18 protein-coding genes and 1 riboswitch are annotated in these 19,709 nt (G+C 63.9%); of the genes, 9 read left to right on the top strand and 9 right to left on the bottom strand.

What is annotated here, in order from left to right:
* Positions 1-65 precede the first annotated feature (65 nt).
* Genes IH615_RS15755 through IH615_RS15745 form a run of 3 tightly spaced genes read left to right on the top strand, consistent with a single transcriptional unit; the run spans position 66 to position 2,853 of the window.
* Positions 66-722 carry a response regulator transcription factor gene (locus IH615_RS15755; protein WP_291363219.1) on the top strand — a complete coding sequence of 219 codons (657 nt, stop codon included), beginning with the start codon at positions 66-68 and terminating at the stop codon, positions 720-722.
* The gene (locus IH615_RS15750) at positions 719-2,092 is read left to right on the top strand and encodes a HAMP domain-containing sensor histidine kinase (RefSeq protein ID WP_291363217.1); all 1,374 of its coding nucleotides are present in this window, start codon (positions 719-721) and stop codon (positions 2,090-2,092) included. Before IH615_RS15755 ends, IH615_RS15750 begins: the two co-directional genes overlap by 4 nt.
* A gap of 53 nt (positions 2,093-2,145) precedes the next feature.
* Positions 2,146-2,853 (top strand): VIT family protein, encoded by a 708-nt coding sequence (locus IH615_RS15745; RefSeq protein WP_291363215.1) that lies wholly within the window; start codon positions 2,146-2,148, stop codon positions 2,851-2,853.
* A gap of 64 nt (positions 2,854-2,917) precedes the next feature.
* Here the strand turns inward: IH615_RS15745 and IH615_RS15740 are convergent, their stop codons facing one another.
* The 9 genes from IH615_RS15740 to IH615_RS15700 form a co-directional block, all read right to left on the bottom strand.
* Entirely contained in the window at positions 2,918-3,928 is a 1,011-nt protein-coding gene (locus tag IH615_RS15740; RefSeq protein ID WP_291363274.1) for an ABC transporter substrate-binding protein, read from the bottom strand.
* A complete protein-coding gene (locus tag IH615_RS15735) occupies positions 3,925-4,677 on the bottom strand; it encodes an ABC transporter ATP-binding protein (protein WP_291363213.1) in 753 nt (250 codons plus the stop codon). The genes IH615_RS15740 and IH615_RS15735 overlap by 4 nt, the downstream gene beginning before the upstream one ends.
* Positions 4,674-5,474 (bottom strand): ABC transporter permease, encoded by an 801-nt coding sequence (locus tag IH615_RS15730; RefSeq protein WP_291363211.1) that lies wholly within the window; start codon positions 5,472-5,474, stop codon positions 4,674-4,676. The genes IH615_RS15735 and IH615_RS15730 overlap by 4 nt, the downstream gene beginning before the upstream one ends.
* 31 nt (positions 5,475-5,505) lie before the next feature.
* Positions 5,506-6,114, bottom strand: a complete 609-nt coding sequence (locus tag IH615_RS15725) for a YkoF family thiamine/hydroxymethylpyrimidine-binding protein (protein ID WP_291363209.1) — start codon at positions 6,112-6,114, stop codon at positions 5,506-5,508.
* Positions 6,105-6,218: riboswitch (TPP riboswitch) on the bottom strand. (Overlaps the previous gene by 10 nt.)
* A gap of 120 nt (positions 6,219-6,338) precedes the next feature.
* Positions 6,339-7,322, bottom strand: a complete 984-nt coding sequence (locus IH615_RS15720) for an ABC transporter permease (RefSeq protein WP_291363207.1) — start codon at positions 7,320-7,322, stop codon at positions 6,339-6,341.
* Between the two features lie 7 nt (positions 7,323-7,329).
* Entirely contained in the window at positions 7,330-8,316 is a 987-nt protein-coding gene (locus IH615_RS15715; RefSeq protein WP_291363205.1) for an ABC transporter permease, read from the bottom strand.
* Positions 8,313-9,842, bottom strand: coding sequence for a sugar ABC transporter ATP-binding protein (locus tag IH615_RS15710; protein WP_291363203.1), 1,530 nt, complete (start codon positions 9,840-9,842; stop codon positions 8,313-8,315). Before IH615_RS15710 ends, IH615_RS15715 begins: the two co-directional genes overlap by 4 nt.
* A 63-nt stretch (positions 9,843-9,905) precedes the next feature.
* Positions 9,906-11,045 (bottom strand): sugar ABC transporter substrate-binding protein, encoded by a 1,140-nt coding sequence (locus IH615_RS15705; RefSeq protein WP_291363201.1) that lies wholly within the window; start codon positions 11,043-11,045, stop codon positions 9,906-9,908.
* Positions 11,046-11,218: 173 nt separating this feature from the next.
* Positions 11,219-12,157, bottom strand: coding sequence for a LysR substrate-binding domain-containing protein (locus tag IH615_RS15700; protein ID WP_291363199.1), 939 nt, complete (start codon positions 12,155-12,157; stop codon positions 11,219-11,221).
* A gap of 126 nt (positions 12,158-12,283) precedes the next feature.
* Here IH615_RS15700 and IH615_RS15695 point away from each other — a divergent pair, with 126 nt between their 5' ends.
* From IH615_RS15695 to IH615_RS15670, 6 genes are all read left to right on the top strand, one after another.
* Entirely contained in the window at positions 12,284-13,000 is a 717-nt protein-coding gene (locus tag IH615_RS15695) for an isochorismatase family protein (protein ID WP_291363197.1), read from the top strand.
* Between the two features lie 73 nt (positions 13,001-13,073).
* Positions 13,074-14,615, top strand: a complete 1,542-nt coding sequence (locus IH615_RS15690) for an ABC transporter substrate-binding protein (RefSeq protein ID WP_291363195.1) — start codon at positions 13,074-13,076, stop codon at positions 14,613-14,615.
* A gap of 10 nt (positions 14,616-14,625) precedes the next feature.
* Positions 14,626-15,573, top strand: a complete 948-nt coding sequence (locus tag IH615_RS15685; RefSeq protein WP_291363194.1) for an ABC transporter permease — start codon at positions 14,626-14,628, stop codon at positions 15,571-15,573.
* Between the two features lie 15 nt (positions 15,574-15,588).
* Positions 15,589-16,476 carry an ABC transporter permease gene (locus IH615_RS15680; protein ID WP_291363192.1) on the top strand — a complete coding sequence of 296 codons (888 nt, stop codon included), beginning with the start codon at positions 15,589-15,591 and terminating at the stop codon, positions 16,474-16,476.
* Between the two features lie 16 nt (positions 16,477-16,492).
* Positions 16,493-18,451 (top strand): ABC transporter ATP-binding protein, encoded by a 1,959-nt coding sequence (locus IH615_RS15675; protein ID WP_291363190.1) that lies wholly within the window; start codon positions 16,493-16,495, stop codon positions 18,449-18,451.
* A complete protein-coding gene (locus IH615_RS15670; protein ID WP_291363187.1) occupies positions 18,441-19,706 on the top strand; it encodes an MFS transporter in 1,266 nt (421 codons plus the stop codon). Before IH615_RS15675 ends, IH615_RS15670 begins: the two co-directional genes overlap by 11 nt.
* Positions 19,707-19,709: the final 3 nt, after the last annotated feature.

Raw genomic sequence — 19,709 nt, 5'->3', positions numbered from 1 at the left:
CGGCTGTTTGTTGTTCAGCCTGGTGTAAGGTTGGGTCACTATGAGGTCTCGGGGGAGCCCGGAACGTGCGAGTCCTGTTGATCGAAGATGACCATGTCCTGGGCGCGGCAATCCGCGACCATGTGCTGTCCAGCGGGCATGCGGTCGACTGGATGCAGCGGATCGACGATGCCCGGCTGGCTCTGGCCGGCGTCCCCTACGAGCTGGTGCTGCTCGACCTCAACCTCCCCGACGGCCGCGGCCTCGACCTGCTCAAGGACCTGCGCTCCGCTGGCAACACGGTTCCGGTCATCATCACCACCGCGCAGGACCAGGTCGCCGTCCGCATCGAGGGACTCAATTCAGGCGCCGACGACTACCTGGTCAAGCCATTCGATCTGGCCGAGATGGGCGCCCGCATTGCAGCCGTCGCCCGTCGCTATGGCGGCAATCCAGCGCCGGAAATTGTCTCGGCGGGCGTCACCATCGACCTGAGCCGGCGCATTGCCAGCGTTGACGGCAAAAAGGCCGGTCTCACGGCGCGGGAATGGGCCGTGCTCGAGCGGCTGCTGGCGCGCCGCGGCGGCATCGTCACGAAGTCCGAGATCGAGGATTCCCTTTATGCCTTCGGCGCCGAAGTCGAAAGCAACGCCGTCGAGGTCTATGTCAGCCGATTGCGCAAGAAGCTCGGGCGCGACTTCGTGCAGACCATTCGCGGCCTCGGCTACCAGGTGAACGCATGAAGCGGCGCCCCTCGATTGCCCTGCGCCTGGCGCTTGGTCTCACCGCCGGTATGGCCCTGCTCTGGGTTGGAGCCGCGGCCATTTCCGTGGGCGTCATGCAGCATGAGCTCAATGAGGCCTATGACGACAGCCTGCAGCAGAGTGCGCAGCGGCTCCTGCCCCTTGCCATCCGCGACCTGCGTGAGCGGCACGATGGCGAGCGCTCGATTGTTGGTGAAGACGGTGAAGGGGACGAAGACGATGGCGACGTGCGCGGCAGGCCAGCGCCGCACGATTCCAGCTTCACCTACCTTGTGCGCGACCGGGCCGGCGCGATCGTGCTGCGCGACCAGCATGCAGCAGCGTTCTCCGTTCCGGCCAACCTGCCCGACGGCCTTGCCGACATCGATGGGCATCGCACCTTCAGCCTGACCGAGGAGCGGACCGGTTTCTCCATCCTCGTCATCGAGACCAGTGATCGTCGCCTGACTGGCCTGCGCGACAGCATCGCCGCCCTGGGCCTGCCACTGCTCGCCCTGCTGCCGCTGATGGCGGGCGGCATCTGGCTGGCCATGCGCCTCGCGCTTCGTCCGCTTGAGCGGCTCAGGAAGGACATTGGCCAACGCGACAGCCGAAACCTGCAGCCCTTGGGTTCGGACGGCCATCCGGCCGAGCTTGCCCCGATCGCGGAGGCGGTCGGGGCGCTGCTGTCTCGGCTGAAATCGGCGCTCGATGCCGAGCGCTCGTTTGCCGCGCGCAGCGCGCATGAGTTGCGGACGCCGATCGCGGGAGCCCTGGCGCAGACACAGCAGCTTGCCGTGGAGCTTGGAAGCGGGCCTGGCGCCGAACGACTGCGGGAGATCGAAGCGGCGGTGAGGCGCCTGGCGACGCTGTCAGAAAAACTGCTGCAGATGGCCCGTATCGAGGCCGGCTTCGCCCGATCGGACCTTGAAACCGATCTGCTGCCGGTGCTGACAATGGTGGTCCGGGATATCAATTCCAGCATCGACTGGCACGACCGCGTGCAGATCGACACCAAGTTAGCCCATCTGGCGGCACCCATGGACCCGGATGCCTTTGCCATTGCCGTCCGCAATCTTGTCGAGAATGCACTCAAGCATGGTGCGCACAACGAAATGGTGCACATTCTGCTCGAAGACGGGATTGTGCGTGTTCGCAATGAGGGTGGCCTGGTCGCCGAAGCGGAGCTGGCCCGCCTGGGGCAGCCATTCGTGCGTGGAGCGACCACGGCGGATGGCAGCGGCCTGGGCCTCTCCATCGCGCGCTCCATTCTCGAGCAGGCGGGCGGCGCGCTGACGCTGCATTCTCCGGCTTCGGACGCCGTTGATGGCTTCGAAGCCGTGATGGTGCTTCCCAAGGCAGGACACTGAGCAGTCATTCAGACGAAATCGCATCAAACGACCGCACACCATGGTGAAAGCAAATGCCCCTGCCCTATCAATCCGCGCATGCGGAAATCCACTTCATCAACCGCTCCGGATGGCTGCGTGCCGCCGTGCTGGGGGCCAATGACGGCATCGTCTCGGTGTCGTCGCTGATCGTCGGTGTCGCAGCGGCTGACCCCAGCCCCGGAGCCGTTCTGATCGCGGGCGTGGCCGGGCTTGCCGCCGGTGCCATGTCCATGGCGGCCGGGGAATATGTGTCGGTCAGCTCGCAATCCGATATCGAACGGGCAGACATAGTACGCGAAAAGCAGGCTTTGATCGACACGCCCGCCGAGGAGGAAGCGGAACTGGCCTCCATCTACGAATCGCGCGGTCTTTCACCGGCAACGGCGGCGCTTGTTGCCAGGGAAATGAGCGAGAAGGACGCCCTTGGGGCCCATATCCGGGACGAGCTTGGCCTGTCCGAGGTCCATAGCGCCAATCCGCTGCAGGCGGCGTTGGCCTCCGGTCTGACCTTCACCGTGGCTGCTGCCTTGCCGCTGATCGCGGCGGTACTGGCGCCCGCCGGCACGATCATTCCCGTCGTTGTCGTGACGACGCTGATCTGCCTGGCAGGGCTTGGGGCGCTGGGCGCCCAGGCCGGTGGCGCTCCAAAACTGCGCCCAACCGCACGCGTTCTGTTCTGGGGTGCGGCTGCCATGGCCGTCACGGCGCTTATTGGCCGCCTTTTCGGAGTCAGCGTCTAGTCTAGACGCGCGCCCAAGGTGGCGGGTTGCAGCTGACCATGGAAAGCCTTCGGTTGACCGCCAACTATTTCTCGGCCGCATAGGCATTGGTGTAGTAGGTCGTAAAATCCGGCGCGACGGCGAGCGCGGTCCCATTTCCATCCATGAGCATACCCGAAGCGAACATGAAGGCCCCCATCGCCTCCATCTTGGCCAGGTCGAACGTGCCCAGCACGCCCTCGCTCGTCCGCAGATAGTGTCCCTCCACGAGCGCCTGCAGCGAGGCGACGACCAGGGCGCGGTCGGTCAGCATGTCGGAATTGGCTGCCACGATGATGTCTGCGGCGGTATCCGGGTGATCGACCGCAAAGGCATAGCCGCGCCGGGTGGCAGCGATGAAGGCAGCGGCCGTTTTCTCGTTGGCATCGAGATAGGCCTGGCTGGAGCCGATCAGAGTGGTGTGCTCATCCGGCACACCGAAATCGGCATAGCGGAAAGCACGCTGAGCCTTGCCCTCGAGCTCGGCCTTCACCCCTTCCCAAGTATAGACTTCGAGGGTGAAATCCACCGCACCATTGGCCAGAGCCTCATAGGCCGAAGTGCCCAGCGTGACCGTCTCGAAGACACCTTCGCCACCGTCATGCTGGATGATAGTCTTGATGAGGGCGGTTTCCCAGGCGCTGCCGAAGCCGCCATAGGTGAGCCCGTCCAGGTCGGCGGGGCGCTGAATGTCGGCCCGATCGGCGTTGAACACCACCCGGCCGGTCTCCGTCTGCGTCACAGCGTAGGTGGCGACTAGGTCGGCTCCCGCTGTACGCTGGGTATAGAGGCTGACCGTGCCCATTATCCCGAAATCGGCCACCCTGTTGGCCACGAGCGTGCCGGCCGCCGCGTCGCTGTAGGGCAGGATCGTCACATCAAGGCCGGCCTCGGCATAATAGCCCTCGGCCTGGGCCACGAAGAGCCCGATATGGTTGGTATTGGGCGTCCAGTCGAGCGCGATGCTGACCGGCGTGTTCTGGGCAAGAACGGGCGTGGTGGCGAAGCTGGTGGCCATCGCCACGGCGATGATCTGGCGGCGGGTGAACATGCTTATGGGTCCTGCTGCTGGTTGAGGAGGGTATGGAGAATTTCGGCCTCGATCTGGCTGGCCTCAGCCGATGCCAGGTCGCGGCGTGAACGCGGAATCGGCACGGCGAATTCACGCATGACACGGGCCGGTCGGGCGGTAAGGGTATAGATGCGGTCCGACAGGTAGACGGCCTCGCGCACGTCATGGGTGATCAGCAGCGCCGTCCAGTTGTGCTGCGCCCACATCGTCATCAGCCAGCGTTGCATACCTGACCGGGTCAGCGCATCGAGTGCCCCGAACGGTTCGTCGAGCAGCAGCATTGGGCGATCCTGCACCACGGTGCGCAGCAGGGCGGCGCGCTGGCGCATGCCGCCCGAAAGCTGGGCGGGATAATGCTGCTCGAAGCCATCGAGCCCGAACTCTGCAAAGAGCGGCGTCACCCTGGCTTGCGCGGCGACGCGACTGACCCCCTGCACTTCGAGCCCCAGGGTGGTGTTGTCCACAACCCGCCGCCACGGCATCAGGGCGTCACGCTGCGGCATGAAGGCAAAGGGACTGTTATCGCCCAGGGCGGCGCCATCGAAACGAACCTGCCCTCCGTCGCGGGCAACCCCGCCGGTCAGCACCTGGAACAAGGTGGACTTGCCGGCGCCCGAAGGCCCCAGGATGGAAACGAACTCACCGTGCCGGACCTGCAGCGAGATGCGGTCCAGCACGGCCAGGCCATCAAAGCTCTTGCTGACATCGCTGAGTTCAAGCCGCGTTGCGCTCATGGCCGGCGCCCCTTGTCGCGCTGCGACCACGGCGTAGCGAGGCGCTCGATGACCATGGCGGCGCCGAACAATGCCAAGGTCAGCACCGCGCTGACCGAGACGGCCGCCAGCACGAGATCTGGCCGGAAATTGTTCTTGGCGTTGAGCATGTAGATGCCCAACCCTTTGGCCGCGCCGGCATATTCGGCAAAGATCGCGCCCACCACCGCATAGGTGATCGAGATGCGGAGCCCGGCGAAGAAATAGGGCAGAGCCGAAGGCAGGCGGGCCAGCCGGAACAGGGTCGCCCGCGACGCGCCCATCGAGGCGAGCAGCGCCTCGATATCGCGATCGGTCGCCGCGTAGCCCTGCAGCAGGGCGACCAGCATGGGAAAGAAGGTAACCAGCGCCACCAGCATGATCTTGGGTGCCAGCCCGAAGCCGAACCACAGCACGATCAGCGGCGCGATAGCGACCAGCGGCAGGGTCTGGCTCACCACGAAGACGGGCATCAGCGCCCGCCGGAGCGGCGTGAAGAAATCGATGAGAACCGAGAAAGTGAAGGCCACGACCAGCGAGAAGGCAAAGCCGAACACCGTGGCACCGAGCGTGGGAATGGTGTTTTCGAGGAGCGCGCCGCGATGTTCGATAGCCTGGCTGACGACGCGCGACGGCGTCGGCAGGGTGGTCGGCGAAATGCCGGACAAGCCGGCGTAGCCTTCCCAGGCCAGCACCAGCGCCTCCACCGCGATCAGGGCGGGAGCGGCATTGGCGAGCAGCCTCGAAAACGGTCGCGCAAAGCGCGGTGGCTTGGACATGAGGACCTGAAAGCGCGAAAAACGGAGGGCGTTAGCGCGGCGTCGGGCTGTTCGCCGACACAGTCAGGTCGATCGTCACATGGCCCTGGGGAGGCCCGAAGCGGCAGAGCGCGGCTTCGATCGCGGCAAAGACCGCGCCGGCATCGCCATCCAGTCTCGTGCAGAAGTTCTTGGCGCGGCCGAACACGCCAGACTGCTTGAGGAAATCGATGCAGCCATAGATCTCGTCCATGTGATCGTCTGTGCCCATCACATAGAGCGAAAACTGCGCGGCGGCCTGCATGGCGGTGACCGGTGCGGTGCCCACCGCATCGAGTGCCGCGGTCTTCCGCTGCTCGAGCGGCTCATGCGGGCCGCCATATTGAGTCGTATGGCAGATGGCGTCGTCCGGCTCCCCGGGGCAGCCGCGCGACAGGGTGGCATGGAGCACGCAGTGTTCGCCGCTGCGCGCGGCGGCAACGAAAAGGTCGCGCATGGCCGGGAACACCACCTCCGGCGCCCCGACCAGCAGCGTCGAGAGGTCGTCGGTATCGACCTGCAGCCGCTCCCGATAGGGGTCGAGCGCCGTCAGTGCGCCCAGGATGATGCCGACAAAATCGCCGGCCATGGGATAAAGGGAAATCTGTGCGCCAGAATACATCGCCCGCCTCGCTCCGCTGGTATTACCCAGATCAGCTGATAGGGTTTGCAAGCTTGTCGCCCGCGTCTCAGCCCCGGCTATACGGAGCACCCCTGTGGATGTCCGCATATCAAACACATGACCAGCGACCGTGCAAGTGGAGTCATCCACCAGCAGCACCGTCGCTACCCGGCATTCGACCTCGATGCAGCCGGCTGTCCTGAAAATCCATGGCACCAGGCGCGCTAGCGGCCGGTTCGCTCCCGGCCATAGAGCAGCAGCATGACGATGATGACGGCGCCATAGATGATCTGACGACCGAATTCGGCGATCTGCATCACCGACAGGATGGACTGCAGCAGGGTGATCAGGATCACCCCGGCGACGGTGCCGAGATAGTTGCCGCGGCCACCCAGGATCGAGGTGCCGCCCAGCACCACGGCGGCGATGGCGGGCAGCAGATAGGCATCGCCCATAGATTGGGCCGCCTTGCCGGCATAGCCGGCCAGCAGCACGCCGCCGAATGCTGCCAGCCCGCCGCAAAGCGCAAAGGCGATCATCACCACGCGCTGTGTCGGGACGCCCGAGAGGTAGGCCGCCGCTTCCTTGTTGCCGATGCCATAGATGGCGCGGCCAAAGGTGGTGCGGCCGAGCAGGAACACGGCAACGGCACCGGTGATGGCCCAGACGATGACGGCGTTGGGAACGCCCAGTATTGTGCCGGCTGCGAGATAGCGCATGGCCGGCGAGGCGCTGTCCTGCGGGGCGAAGCCACCGGTATAGGCCACCATCAGCCCCTGCGCGACGGCGTTGACCGCCAGCGTGATGATCATAGAGGGGATACGGAGATAGGCGACGCCGATGCCGTTGACCAAGCCCATCAGGACGCCGCAGAGCACGCCGAACGGAATGGCGAACACCTCACCCATCGGCCCATAGGCCGTGGCGGCTGACGCCATCATGGCGCCCAGCGTCACTGCCCAGGGCACCGACAGGTCGATCTGGCCGAGCAGGATCACCAGCATCATGCCCGTGGCGATGACGCCCAGGAAGGCTCCGACCTTGAGCTGCTGCAGCAGATATTCAGGCGACAGGAAGTTTGGCGAATAGAGACTGCCTACCAGCAGCAACAGGATGATGCAGCCGAAGGCCGTGGCGACCGGCAGGTCGATGCGGCTGGTCCAATTGGTGCGGGACGTCGCGGGGGCGTCGAGTTTGTCTGTGGTCATCGGCGCCTCAGGTGAACAGGTCGAGCCGGTTGCGCACCTGGAACAGACGCGCGGCACCGAGCGATACGGCCAGCAGCAGCACCACGCCCTGGAACAGCGGTTGCCACAGCGGATCGAAATCGAAGACGAAGAGCAAGTCGCCGATGGCGCGAAAGGCCAGGGCTCCGAAGATGGCGCCGATGGCGCTACCGCGCCCGCCGAACAGCGACACCCCGCCCAGCACCACCGCGGCGATGGAGCTCAGCGTATAGGTGTTGCCATTGGCGAGCGACGCTTCGCCTGAATAGGTGAAGAAGGTCATGTAGAGGCCACCCATGGCGGCCAGGAGGCCGCTCAGCACATAGGCGGTGAACTTGGCCCGCATCACCGGCACGCCGGACATATAGGCTGCCGGCTCCGATGACCCCACGGCATAGACGGCTCGGCCGATGACCGAACGGCGGAACGGGATCCAGATGACCAGCACCAGCAGGATAAGGAACAGCAGGCTTGCCGGGAACACACCGAGCACCTTGCCCGTCAGCGCATCGGCGAGATCAGATGAAAAGTCGTCCGCACTTCCCGGATAAGGTCTGATCCACAGCGCGATGCCGAAGAACACCGCACCGGTGGCGATGGTGATGACGATCGGCTGCAGCCGCCCATAGATGACCAGCAGGCCGTTGAGCGCCCCGCAGGCAAGACCGGTCAGCAGCACGCCACCTACGCCCAGCGCCACCATCGGCGGCGTGCCCACCAGCAGATAGGAGGCCAGGCAATTGGCGAGGATGAAGATCATGCCGACCGAAAGGTCGATCCCGGCCGTCAACACCACGAAGGTCTGCGCCATGGCGACCAGCGCCAGCAGCACCCCCTTGTTGGCGGCCGTTTGCACGACATTGGGCGTGAAACCGGCCGGATGATTGGCAACGTAGAACGCGAACATGATGATGAAGATGGCCAGCGCGAGGAACATGCCGCGCTGCTCGGCCAAGCTGTAGCGCAACCCGTTCATGCCACCGCCTCCTTGTGATCGATATTGAGCGCCGAGGCGATGAGCGCATGCTCGGTGATGTCAGGCCCGACCAGCTCGCGCTTGATCGCGCCGTCATAGAGGACCAGCACACGGTCGCAGCAGCCGATCAGTTCGTCATAGTCAGTCGAGTAGAGAATGATCGCCGCGCCCTCGGCCGCGAGCTTGCGCAGCAGGGCATAGATTTCCTGTTTGGTGCCAACATCGATACCGCGCGTGGGATCGTTGAGCAGGATGATGCGCGGCCCGACCATCAGCCACTTGGCGATGACCACCTTCTGCTGGTTTCCGCCCGACAATGATCCCACGGCGGCGGCAGGACTCGCCATCTTGATGGCCAGCAGCTTGATCATGCGGTCGATGGCGGCGCTTTCGGCGCGCCTGTCGATGATGCCACCGCGCGAAATCTGGCTCATGGCCGCAAAGGAGAGGTTGTCGCGCACCGACATGGGCAGCATCAGCCCTTCGGTCTTGCGGTCTTCGGGGATCAGCGCCATGCCGATATCGGGTGCCTTGGCGGTCCGGGGGCCATTGATGACCCGCTGGACGCCATCGACCAGCACCGCGCCCGAGACCCCACGCAGCACACCGAACAAGGCCAGCAGCAATTCGCGCTGCCCTTGTCCGTCCAGACCGCCCAGGCCCACGACCTCACCGGCCCGCGCGGTCAGCGAAATGCCGTTGAGCCGCTGCATCCAGTGCAGATCGCGCGCCTCCAGTACCGGGGTCGCGCTGCGGTGGACGGTGTCGAGCTTGGGCGGGAAGACGGAACTGTATTCGCGGCCGATCATCAGCTCGACCACCTCGTCACCGGTCTTGCTGCCGGCGGGATAGGTGGCGATCCTGCGGCCGTTGCGGAATACCGTGCAATCATCGGCCAGTTCGGCGATCTCGTGCATGCGGTGCGAAATGTAGAGCAGCGCGATGCCTTCGCTGCGCAGGCGCTTGAGCACGCCGAACACCGTCTCGACGTCGGCGGCCGTCAGCGCCGAGGTGGCCTCATCAAGGATAAGCACCCGCGGTTTGCGCGCCAGTGCCTTGGCGATCTCGACGATCTGCCGGCGCGATAGCGGCAGGTTCTTGACCAGTTCCATGGGGTGGATGTCGGCCCCGCCGGCACGTTGCAGGGCCTCCATGGCAATGGCATGCTGCGCCTTGCGATCGATCATGCCGAGCCAAGTTGGCGGGTTGGAAATGACGATGTTGTCGGCCACCGACAAATCGGGGATCAGCGACAATTCCTGGAAGATGCAGACGATGCCGGCGACATTGGCGGCAGCGGGACTGGCGAAGCTGACCTCCTGACCGTCCAGCAGCATGCGCCCCTCGTCAGGTGCCACCACGCCCGACATGATCTTGATCAGGGTCGACTTGCCGGCGCCGTTCTCGCCGAGAATGGCATGGACCTTTCCCGATCGGACGATCAGGTCCGCCTTGTCGAGGGCCTGGACGCCCCCATAGCGCTTGGACATGCCTTCCATGCGGAAGAGCGGAACTGCGTCGACCATTCGATTACCCCTGCCCGGCCGGCCGCGGGAGATGCCTCCCGCGGCCGCGCTCCATTCGCAAACCTACTGGTTGGCTTCCGACTGGCCCATGATCTCCTGGGCAGTGAAATTGATGCCGCAGGTGGGGAAGGCGTTGCCGACGAAGAAGTTGTCGGACTGATCGGCGTAGAAGTTCTCGCCATCCTTGAAGTCCGGGTCTTCGACGATGGCCAAAGGCAGCTTCACCGATTGTGGCACGATCTTGCCCTGTAGGGCGTCGATCGCCGTCTTGATGGCAACGGCCACCTGGGCCGGACCGGTACCGGCGGAAGAGCATTTGAGCCCTTCCGCGGCATGGGCGGCGCAGAACTTGCGGAAGCCGTTCTCGGTTTCGCCGCCAAACGGCACGAAGGCATGGCCGGCGTCGATCATGGCCTGCACCACGCCTGTATCGCCGCCCTGGGCGGTGATGCCATCGAAGGCGCCCTGCACGGCGATGGCGTCGGCCGTGGCCTTCTGCGCGGTGCCATCATCCCACTTGCCGACCACTTCGAAGATTTCGAACGGCTTGCCGCTGGCGGTCAGTGTTTCATGGATGCCATTGTGGCGGTCCGTATCGACCGAGGTGCCTGCCACGCCGCGCACTTCGAGGATCTTGCCGCCTTCGGGCAGATGCTCGATCAGCCAGTCGGCCCACAACGCGCCCAGGCCCTTCTGGTCCACGTTGACATTGATGGCGTCGGTAGTGTCGAGGATGTTGTCGAAGGCGACTAGCACGATGCCGGCTTCCTTGGCGCGCTTGATGACCGGGGCGAAGGCCTCGGGATTCTGCGCGTTGACGACGATGGCGTCATAGCCGCTGTCGATGAAGTTGTTGATGGCCGAGATCTGCGCGGCGACATCTTCGCCGGTCGAGACCACCTTGAACTCGCTCAGCAGCGCCGCGACGTCCGGCTGGGCCGCATAGGCCTTGGCCGTCTGGATCATCTGGATGCGCCAGGTATTGGCGATATAGCCATTGGCCAGCGCAATGCGGAACGGCCCTTCCTTGGCCGGGAACTGAAAGAACTGGGTGTCTTCCGCCCATGGCACATGACACTCGGGATCGCTGGCGGGTCCGGCCACAATGGCGGGTTCTGCCATGGCGACCGTGCTGAGTGCGGTCGATAGCGCCAGAGCACAAGCAGTGCCGCCGGCTAGTTTGAGCAATGCTGACAATTTCATCGGTTTCCTCCCAAGCCATTCAGGCGGAGCCATTTGCGCCGCAGCAGGGATTCCCTCCGCCGTCTGCGTTACCCCTGAATGCGCGTTATCACTAATGCGTCGCGCTGATATCATCAAGCGCATTAGTGATAATATTAGCTCTGAGGAATGTGGGCTGGCGCGATGCCCGGCCGCTAGCTTTTGCCGAGCCCCAGGCCCAGACCACGTCGCTCCGATAGAATGGAGGTCGTTGCGGCCATTTCCAGCTGCAACCAATGGATGAAGGCGTCGACGATCGGTTTTCTGGTCCTATGGTCAGGCTCCAGCAGGTAGTATCCGCGACCGGATGGAACGCGAGCGGAGTGAACCTCGACCAGAGAGCCCGCCGCCAGCTGATCTGCGATCATCGCCTCTTCGGCGATGACGATGCCCATGCCCTTCTCCGCAGCGCTGTAGGAAAGAGCGGAATTGAACAGGATCGTTCCCCGATCGAGCTGAAAATTGGGGACACCGGCACCGAGACACCAGAGGGACCAGTCATCAAGGCGCCTCATGGTGTGGATGATCGTATCGGTATTGCCAGCGAGGAACCGACCGAGGTCCGTCCTACGCGCCACAGTGGGGGACGCGACAGCCACCAGGTCGATGTCGAACAACTTGGTCGTCAGAAAGCCTTGCCACTGATCCTGGCCTGTCGTGATGGCAACGTCGCCGACGCCATCGAACTGCCCCAGCGATGACTCCACCGCCGTGACAGTCAGGCTCGCCGATGGCCAGGCGTGCTGGAAAGCCGACAGGCGGGGCAGCAGCCAGTAAGACGCGAAAGTGGGCGTCGTCTTGACCACCAGGGCATTGGGGCGAGCCAGCGCGCGAACCGTTTCAAACGCACTTTCCAGCTCTCGCAGCGCTTCGACAGTGAGGCTGTGATACAGGCGCCCCAGCTCTGTCAATTTCACATGCCTCGCCTCGCGGCGGAACAAGTCTCCGCCAACGCGATCCTCAAGCAGGCGAATCTGCTGACTGATAGCCGCCTGGGTAAGGTTAAGCTCCTGCGCTGCCTTTGAAAAACTCTCGAGGCGCGCGCTGGCCTCGAATGAACGGAGGCTAGCGAGCGAGGGCAAGGGCTGCGGCATGTGTAAGTCCGACTTATGGATCAGTGTAGTTACTTTTGCTTGAACCCAGCCAAAATGCCAATACGCTAATCAACGTGAAATTATGCCTAACAATTAGGCAGATCGGCGTTGACAAGGAGAATGGCAATGTATGGTTGGGAAAACTTCCTGAGCGAGCGCGACAAGCTGCATGACCTGCAGTGGGGCAAGAAGGAGTTGTCGGGGTTTGGCAGCAAGCCGGCCCTGGTGCTCATCGACATGTATTACAGCGTCGTCGGCCTGGCGCGGGAGCCGATCTTTGAATCGATGAAGACCTGGCCGAGCAGCATGGGCCTTGAAGGCTGGGCCGCCGTCGACAAGACCGCCGAACTGCTCGCTGTCGCCCGCGAAACCGGCGTTCCGGTCGTGCACGTCAAGGGCCTCAACAATGGCATGAAGCCCTGGGTTCACCGCAAGCCGCGGGCATCCACCATGAGCGCCGAGATGAAGCGCAAGGGCGAGCAGATCTGCGACGAGGTTGCCCCCATTGCCGGCGAAGTGGTGATCGAGAAGACGGCGCCGAGCGGCTTCCAGGGCACGCCGCTGGCCTTTCACCTGATCTCGATGGGCATCGACACGGTGATCCTGTGCGGCGAGTCGACCAGCGGCTGCCTGCGCGCCAGCGCCGTCGATGCGGCAACCCACCGCTTCAAGGTCGGCGTGCCTATGGACTGCGCCTACGACCGCACCGAGGCATCGCACTGGATGAACCTCTACGACATGCATCAGAAATATGCCGATGTCATCGACGCCGAGGCGGCCAAATCCTACTTCCGCAAGCTTGCCGCCGGGTCCGAACCCGCGCTGACCCGCATGGCCTCCTGACCCGTCCCACGTCCCCGCCGCTCCCTCGACGGGGGCGGCGCTGCCGCCCCACCCACCTCTTCGAGGAACGACAATGATTGGCAACATCCGCAAACTGCTTGCCGCAAGCCTGCCTCTGCTGGCCTCCTTCGCACTGGTCCTGAGCGCTACGCCGGCCGCCATGGCCCAGGGCAAGACGCTGACCGTCCGGTTCTATGACGATCCGGCCGGCTTTGATCCGGCAAACATCTTTCGCATCGAGAACGAGAACATCGCGTTCAATATCTTCAGCGGTCTAACCAGCTATGACGGGGTGACCGGCGAGATCGTGCCCGACCTGGCAACGTCCTGGGAAACGTCGGACAACAAGACCTGGACCTTCAAGCTGCGCGAGGGCGTCACCTTCCACAAGGACTATGGCGACTTCACCGCCGCCGACGTCATCTACAGCTTCAACCGCATCAAGGATCCGGCAACCGCCTCGCCCTATGCCGCCGAACTGGCCGGCATCGTCAGCATGGAGGCGCCCGATCCCTATACTCTCGTGATCGAGCTCGACGCCCCCAACGGCAATTTCCTGCATACCGTGGCCAACTACCACCAGGGCCAGATCGTTAGCCAGAAGGCGATCGAGGAGGCCGGCGACCAGGTGCGCTGGCAGCCGATCGGGACGGGCCCCTATTACCTGGAATCCATCGATGTCAGTTCGCAGATCGTGCTCAAGCGCCACGAGGGCTACTACAAGGGCCCGGCGCCCATCGAGACCATAGTTTTCAACATCATCAAGGATGAGGCAACGGCCACCATTGCCCTGCGCAACGGCGAGGTCGACCTAGTGATGCGCTCCAATCAGGAAGAGAATCTCACCACGCTCAAGGCCGAAGGCTTCACCATGAATGCGGTGATGAACTATGCGGTCGTGGTCGGCGTGCTGAACCCCGAATTCGAGCCCTTTGCCAACCCGCTAGTCCGCAAGGCCATGGCGCATGCAGTCGACTATGTGTCGATAACCCAAGCCATATCGCCCAGTCTCACGCAGCCGCACTCTTCCATGCTGCTGCCCTGGATGGACGTCTATACCGACGACATTCCCAAATATGAGTACGACCCGGAAAAGGCCAAGGCCCTGCTGGCCGAAGCCGGGTATCCCGACGGCTTCACCTTCAAGAACCTGGGAACCTCCGCCCAGGGCGTCACCGAACTGCAGCAGTTCCAGATCGATTTCCTGAGCCAGGTCGGCATCAACATGGAAATGGAACTGGTGGATACGCCCACCTTCAACCAGCGTCGAAATGCCGGCGAATTCGACATGGCCTCGCGCCTGCTGCCGGCAGTCAATCCGGACATGATCCTGTTCAGCTACCTGCACCCAGACAACATGGTGCCAAACGGCCTGAATGGCGCCCGCTACGACAATCCCGAAGTCACCGCCCTGCTCGAGGGGGCGCGCGCCGAGCCCGACAAGGACAAGGCCTTCGAGATGTACAAGCAGGTGCAGCAGATCGTGGCCGAAGAGGCCGTGTATCTGGCGACCTATTCGAACAACGTCTTCTGGCCAGGCAAGCCTGAGGTGACCGGGGTGCACATCAACTACCTGGCCCAGGTCAATTTCTACGACGTCGACATCACCGAATAGGAGCCTCGCCATGGCCGAATATACCGCAAAGAAACTGGCCCAGATGCTTGTCACCGTGCTCGGTGTCGTCACCCTGGTCTTCTTCACCCTCCGGCTCATTCCCGGGGATGCGGCTTCGGCCATGGCGGGCGACACCCTATCGGGGGAAGCCCTGCAGGTGCTGCGCGAGCAGATGGGCCTCGATGAACCGCTGCTGACGCAATATCTGGGCTTCCTGCGCAATCTGGCGGTGGTGGATCTGGGCGAAACCATCACAACCCGCATCCCCATTGCCGAACTGCTGCTGCGCGCCCTGCCGATCACCCTGAGCATCGCGCTGGCTACAATCGTGGTGTCGGTGGCTCTTTCCATCCCGCTGGGGACCCTGGCGGCCTACATGGCGCACAAGGGACGGAACTGGCTCGATAACGGGCTGACCGGCGCGGCCATGATCATCGACCTGATGCCCTCGTTCTGGACGGCGCTGGTACTGCTGCTGGTGTTCTCGCTCGGCCTGGGCTGGTTCCCGGCCTCCGGCCAGCTCAACTGGAGCGATCCCTGGGCGCTCGTACTCCGCCTGGCGCTGCCGGTCATCGTGCTGTCGCTCTCGCAAGTGGCGACCCTGGCGCGCATCACCCGCACTGCCGTGCTCGAAGTGCTCAACGAGGACTATGTGCGCACCGCCCGTTCGCTAGGCTGGTCCGAGCTGCGCGTGCTGTTCCGCCACGCCCTCAAGAATGCCGCCCTGCCCATAGCCACGGTGGTCGGCCTCAGCTTCGGCAACCTGCTCGGCGGCACTGTGATCGTCGAGTTCATCTTCACCATTCCAGGCGTCGGCAACCTGCTCATCGCCGGCATCAACAGCCGCGACTACCAGCTCGTGCAGACGCTGATCGTGCTCTACGCGCTGCTCTTCGTCGTCATCAATTTCGCGACGGACCTCATCTACAAGACGCTCGATCCTCGCGTGCAGTTCTAGGCAAGGACCCCTCCCATGGCTGACATCACGCTCACCGCGACACCCGTCCCCAAAGCCGGCCTGCTCGCCGCAATCGCCGCAGTCTTTCGCCACCGCGCGCTGTCGAGTGCCAAAGTGCGGCTCGCTTTGCTCATCCTGGTCCCGATCCTGGCCCTGACCATCCTGGCGCCAGTGCTGCCCATCCAGAAGCCGCTCGAAACCAACCTGCGCGCCATGATGCAGTTTCCCTCCATCGAGCATGTCTTCGGCACCGACAAGATGGGGCGCGATATCTTCAGCCGCACGTTGGCTGGTGTGCAGGTCTCGCTGCTGGTCGGCTTCAGTGTCGCCGCTATTGCCCTGGTCTTGGGCATGCTGCTGGGCACGCTGGCCGGCTTTTACGGCGGGCTCATCGATCGTGCCATCATGACGGTGGTCGATATCTTCCTCGCCTTTCCCTCGCTGCTGCTGGCCATCGGCCTGGTCTCGGTGATGGGCACGGGCATCGTACCGGTTATCCTTGCCATTTCATTGGCTGACGTACCCCGCTTCATCCGCCTGCAGCGCTCGCAGGTCCTCAGCCTGCGGTCCCGCGCCTTCATCGACGCGGCCCGCACCGTGGATGCCTCGCAATACTGGCTGATGACCCGTCACATCGTGCCCAACACCATCGCCGCCATGCTGGTGGCCGCCAGCATTGCCGCCGCGAATGCCATCCTGGTCGAGGCCAGCCTCAGCTTCCTGGGCTTGGGCATCATGCCGCCGCAGCCCTCGCTGGGAAACATCGTGCGCGACGGCCAGACCTATCTCGAACAGGCGTGGTGGATCTCGACGCTGCCGGGCGTGGTGATCCTGCTCATCGCGGTTGGCCTGCATTTCCTCTCGGACGGTGTCCGCGAGTTGCTTGATCCACGTTCGCGCTAACGGGAGGGAGGTCGCCATGAACTACCAGGCTCCGGTCAAGACTACGCTGCTCGAAGTACGCGACCTGCGCACCGAGTTTCACACCGCATCGGGAACGGTGACGGCCGTGGATGGCGTCTCCTTTGCCATTGAGCGGGGGGAGCGCGTGGCGGTGGTGGGTGAAAGCGGTTCAGGCAAGAGTGCCATGGCCATGTCCATCCTGCGGCTGCTGACCCATCCCGGCAAAGTGGCGGGCGGCGAAGTGCTGCTCGATGGCCGCGACATCACCAAGCTGAGCGAAGGCCAGCTCAATGCGATCAGGGGCCGCCTGGTGGGGACTGTGTTCCAGGACCCAATGTCCTCGCTCGACCCGGTTATGCGCATCTCCAAGCAGATGATCGAGCCGATCATGCGCAATCTGCGCCTCAATCGCGAACAGGCGCGCGCGGAAGCGATCAAGTGGCTCGGCAAGGTGGGCATTCCCGAACCGGAGCGCCGCATCGAAGCCTATCCCTTCGAGATGAGCGGCGGCATGCGCCAGCGCGTCATGATTGCCATGGCCCTGTCCTGCCGGCCGCAACTGGTGATTGCCGACGAGCCGACGACGGCGCTCGACGTCACCATCCAGGCCCAGATCGTGGAGGTGCTGAAGAACCTGACCGCCGAAGCGGGCGCGGCCATGATGTTCATCACCCATGACCTGGGGCTGGTGGCCCGCTTCGCCCACAAGGTGGCGGTGATGTATGCCGGCCGCATCGTCGAGTTCGGTCGGGTCGAGGACATTTTCGCCAATCCCTCCCATCCCTATACACAGAGCCTGCTTGGCACCATTCCGAGCACGTCCATGCTCAAGAGCGACCGCCTGCCGCAGATTCCTGGCCTGCCGCCGGACATGCGGTATCCTATCGTCGGTTGCGCTTTCAAGGAGCGCTGCGCGGCGGCCCATGATCGCTGCCTGCGGGAGGCGCCGCGCCTGACCGACCGGGGGATCGATCACCGGGCTGCCTGCTGGAGCCAGCATGGACTGGAGCATGGCGCCACGCTCAAGGTCGAAAGGCCGGAGCGCACCAACAAGCCCTTCGAACCCGATGGCAGCGTGGTGGTGGAGCTCAACGCGCTGTGGAAGCAGTTCGAGACATCGCGCAAGATGGTCGTCAAAGCCGTCAACGGCGTAAACCTGCGTGTCCACAAGGGCGAGACGCTGGGCATTGTCGGCGAAAGCGGGTGCGGTAAGAGCACCGTAGCCCGGCTGCTGCTGGGGCTGGAAAAACCGACTTCAGGCGATATCTTCATTTCCGGCCGGGCGCAGATGGTGTTCCAGGACCCGGCCTCGTCCTTCAACCCCAAGATGACGATCGGCGACATTGTCGCCGAACCCCTGGTGGTCAGGGCGCAGGGCAACAAGGCCGAGCGGCTGGAGGCTGTCAGGCGCCTGATCAGCCAGGTGGGCCTCGACCCGGCCTTTGCCGAGCGCTATCCGCACCAGTTGAGCGGCGGCCAGCGCCAGCGTGTCGCGGTGGCTAGGGCCCTGGCGCTCAATCCATCGGTGGTGGTAGCTGACGAGCCGACCTCGGCGCTCGACGTATCGGTGCGCGCCCAGATCATCAATCTGCTGGTCGATCTCAAGCAGGAGCTGGGGATCAGCTTCGTCTTCATTTCCCACGACCTGCTGACAGTCCGCTACATCTCGGACCGCATTGCAGTGATGTATCTGGGTGAGGTGGTGGAATATGGCGCGGCCGAAGAGGTCTTCGCTGACCCGCGCCACCCCTATACCAAGGCGCTGATTGATGCCGTGCCGGTACCCGATCCCGCCATCGAAAGCCGGCGCACCACCACACCCCTGCAGGGCGAATTGCCCAGTCCGCTGAACCTGCCGAAGGGCTGCGCCTTTGCGTCGCGCTGCCCCATGGCGACCGATCGCTGCCGCGCGGAGAAGCCGTCGCTGCCCAACCACGACCTTTCAAGACAGGTGGCCTGCCACTATGCCCACTGATATTGCGTCTGATGACGCCACCCGGCGCTTTGCCCGGTTTGGCGTCGTCGGCGGCGGTGTGTTCTTCACCATCCAGGGACTCGCCAACCCGTTCTTCGCGCTCTACGCCACGGAACTGGGGGCATCCACCTTCGCGGTGGGGCTGATGGTGACGCTCAAGGCCCTGCTGCCGATCGTCATCGCCATGCCCTGTGGGCAACTCATCGACTCGATCGGGCCGATGAAGATGCTGAAATACGGGTCCTGGTTCCTGCTGGCCTCGTTGGTCTGCACGGTCTTCGCCACCGGCATACCGCTCCTGGCGCTGTCGCAGGTGCTGATTGGCGCCTCTGTCATCATCATGGCTTCGTCCTTCCAGGTCCTGGTGGCGCAGGGCAATCGGGAACGGCGCAACGACGCAATCAAGCAGTATTCAATGTGGATGTCGGGTGGCGGCATGCTGGGGCCGGTCATCGGAGGGCTCATCGCCTCGGCCTTCGCCGTGCCCAATGACGGCTACCGCGCCGCCTTCGTGGCGTCCCTTGTCGCCTGCGTGCTGTTCATGCTGGTCCTGTTCTGGCTCAGCACGCGCTATCCGCATCCCGACGCCAGCCACATCCGCGTCCGCGACGCCTTCAGCCCTTCAGGCATCGTCTCCAGCTACAAGCGCGGTATTGGTCTCGCCGGATCACGCCCGGTGCAGTTCGGGCTGACCGCCACGTTCCTAGTCATGTACATCCAGTCGCTCTACATGAGCTTCCTGCCGCTCTACCTGGCACAGAATGGCTTTGCCACCTTTCTCATCTCGCTCACCATCTCGGTCAATAGCCTCGCCGGCATGCTGGCGCGCTTCGCCCTTAACGGGCTGATGAAGCGTCATTCGCTCGAACTTATCCTGCTCTCGGCCGGAACCATCGCGGCGGTGGGCGTCGTGCTGACGCCGCTGGCGGTGGTTCATCCCGTGACCATGCTGCTGCTCGTGTCCATCATTGGCGGCGCGGTCGGCGTCAATCTCCCGGTCAGCATCATGATCATGGTCGATGCGGTGGGCGAGAGCGAGCGCGGCAAGCTCATGGGCCTGCGCTTGCTGGTCAATCGCTTCTCCCAGGTGTTGAGCCCGGCCATGTTCGGCATACTGGGACAGTTGTTCGGCCTCACGGCGGCCTTCTATAGCGGGGGCGCCGTGCTGGTGGCGACCGTGCTCGGCTTTTCGGCCTTCACCGTGCGTCGTGGCCCGCTCAAAGTCCCGGAGAAATCTAGCGAGCCGGCGGAGTAGGGC

It is taken from the genome of Devosia sp., assembly GCF_014860165.1.
GTDB lineage: Bacteria > Pseudomonadota > Alphaproteobacteria > Rhizobiales > Devosiaceae > Devosia.
This window is presented reverse-complemented; position numbering and strand designations above follow the sequence as displayed.

What these genes read in the sequence shown, in the direction of transcription:
- IH615_RS15675 (WP_291363190.1), top strand. Translation starts at nt 16,493, where the DNA reads ATGAACTACCAGGCTCCGGTCAAGACTACGCTGCTCGAAGTACGCGAC.
- IH615_RS15720 (WP_291363207.1), bottom strand. Translation starts at nt 7,322, where the DNA reads ATGACCACAGACAAACTCGACGCCCCCGCGACGTCCCGCACCAATTGG.
- IH615_RS15670 (WP_291363187.1), top strand. Translation starts at nt 18,441, where the DNA reads ATGCCCACTGATATTGCGTCTGATGACGCCACCCGGCGCTTTGCCCGG.
- IH615_RS15745 (WP_291363215.1), top strand. Translation starts at nt 2,146, where the DNA reads ATGCCCCTGCCCTATCAATCCGCGCATGCGGAAATCCACTTCATCAAC.
- IH615_RS15730 (WP_291363211.1), bottom strand. Translation starts at nt 5,474, where the DNA reads ATGTCCAAGCCACCGCGCTTTGCGCGACCGTTTTCGAGGCTGCTCGCC.
- IH615_RS15695 (WP_291363197.1), top strand. Translation starts at nt 12,284, where the DNA reads ATGTATGGTTGGGAAAACTTCCTGAGCGAGCGCGACAAGCTGCATGAC.
- IH615_RS15715 (WP_291363205.1), bottom strand. Translation starts at nt 8,316, where the DNA reads ATGAACGGGTTGCGCTACAGCTTGGCCGAGCAGCGCGGCATGTTCCTC.
- IH615_RS15725 (WP_291363209.1), bottom strand. Translation starts at nt 6,114, where the DNA reads ATGTATTCTGGCGCACAGATTTCCCTTTATCCCATGGCCGGCGATTTT.
- IH615_RS15735 (WP_291363213.1), bottom strand. Translation starts at nt 4,677, where the DNA reads ATGAGCGCAACGCGGCTTGAACTCAGCGATGTCAGCAAGAGCTTTGAT.
- IH615_RS15705 (WP_291363201.1), bottom strand. Translation starts at nt 11,045, where the DNA reads ATGAAATTGTCAGCATTGCTCAAACTAGCCGGCGGCACTGCTTGTGCT.
- IH615_RS15680 (WP_291363192.1), top strand. Translation starts at nt 15,589, where the DNA reads ATGGCTGACATCACGCTCACCGCGACACCCGTCCCCAAAGCCGGCCTG.
- IH615_RS15710 (WP_291363203.1), bottom strand. Translation starts at nt 9,842, where the DNA reads ATGGTCGACGCAGTTCCGCTCTTCCGCATGGAAGGCATGTCCAAGCGC.
- IH615_RS15700 (WP_291363199.1), bottom strand. Translation starts at nt 12,157, where the DNA reads ATGCCGCAGCCCTTGCCCTCGCTCGCTAGCCTCCGTTCATTCGAGGCC.
- IH615_RS15685 (WP_291363194.1), top strand. Translation starts at nt 14,626, where the DNA reads ATGGCCGAATATACCGCAAAGAAACTGGCCCAGATGCTTGTCACCGTG.
- IH615_RS15690 (WP_291363195.1), top strand. Translation starts at nt 13,074, where the DNA reads ATGATTGGCAACATCCGCAAACTGCTTGCCGCAAGCCTGCCTCTGCTG.
- IH615_RS15750 (WP_291363217.1), top strand. Translation starts at nt 719, where the DNA reads ATGAAGCGGCGCCCCTCGATTGCCCTGCGCCTGGCGCTTGGTCTCACC.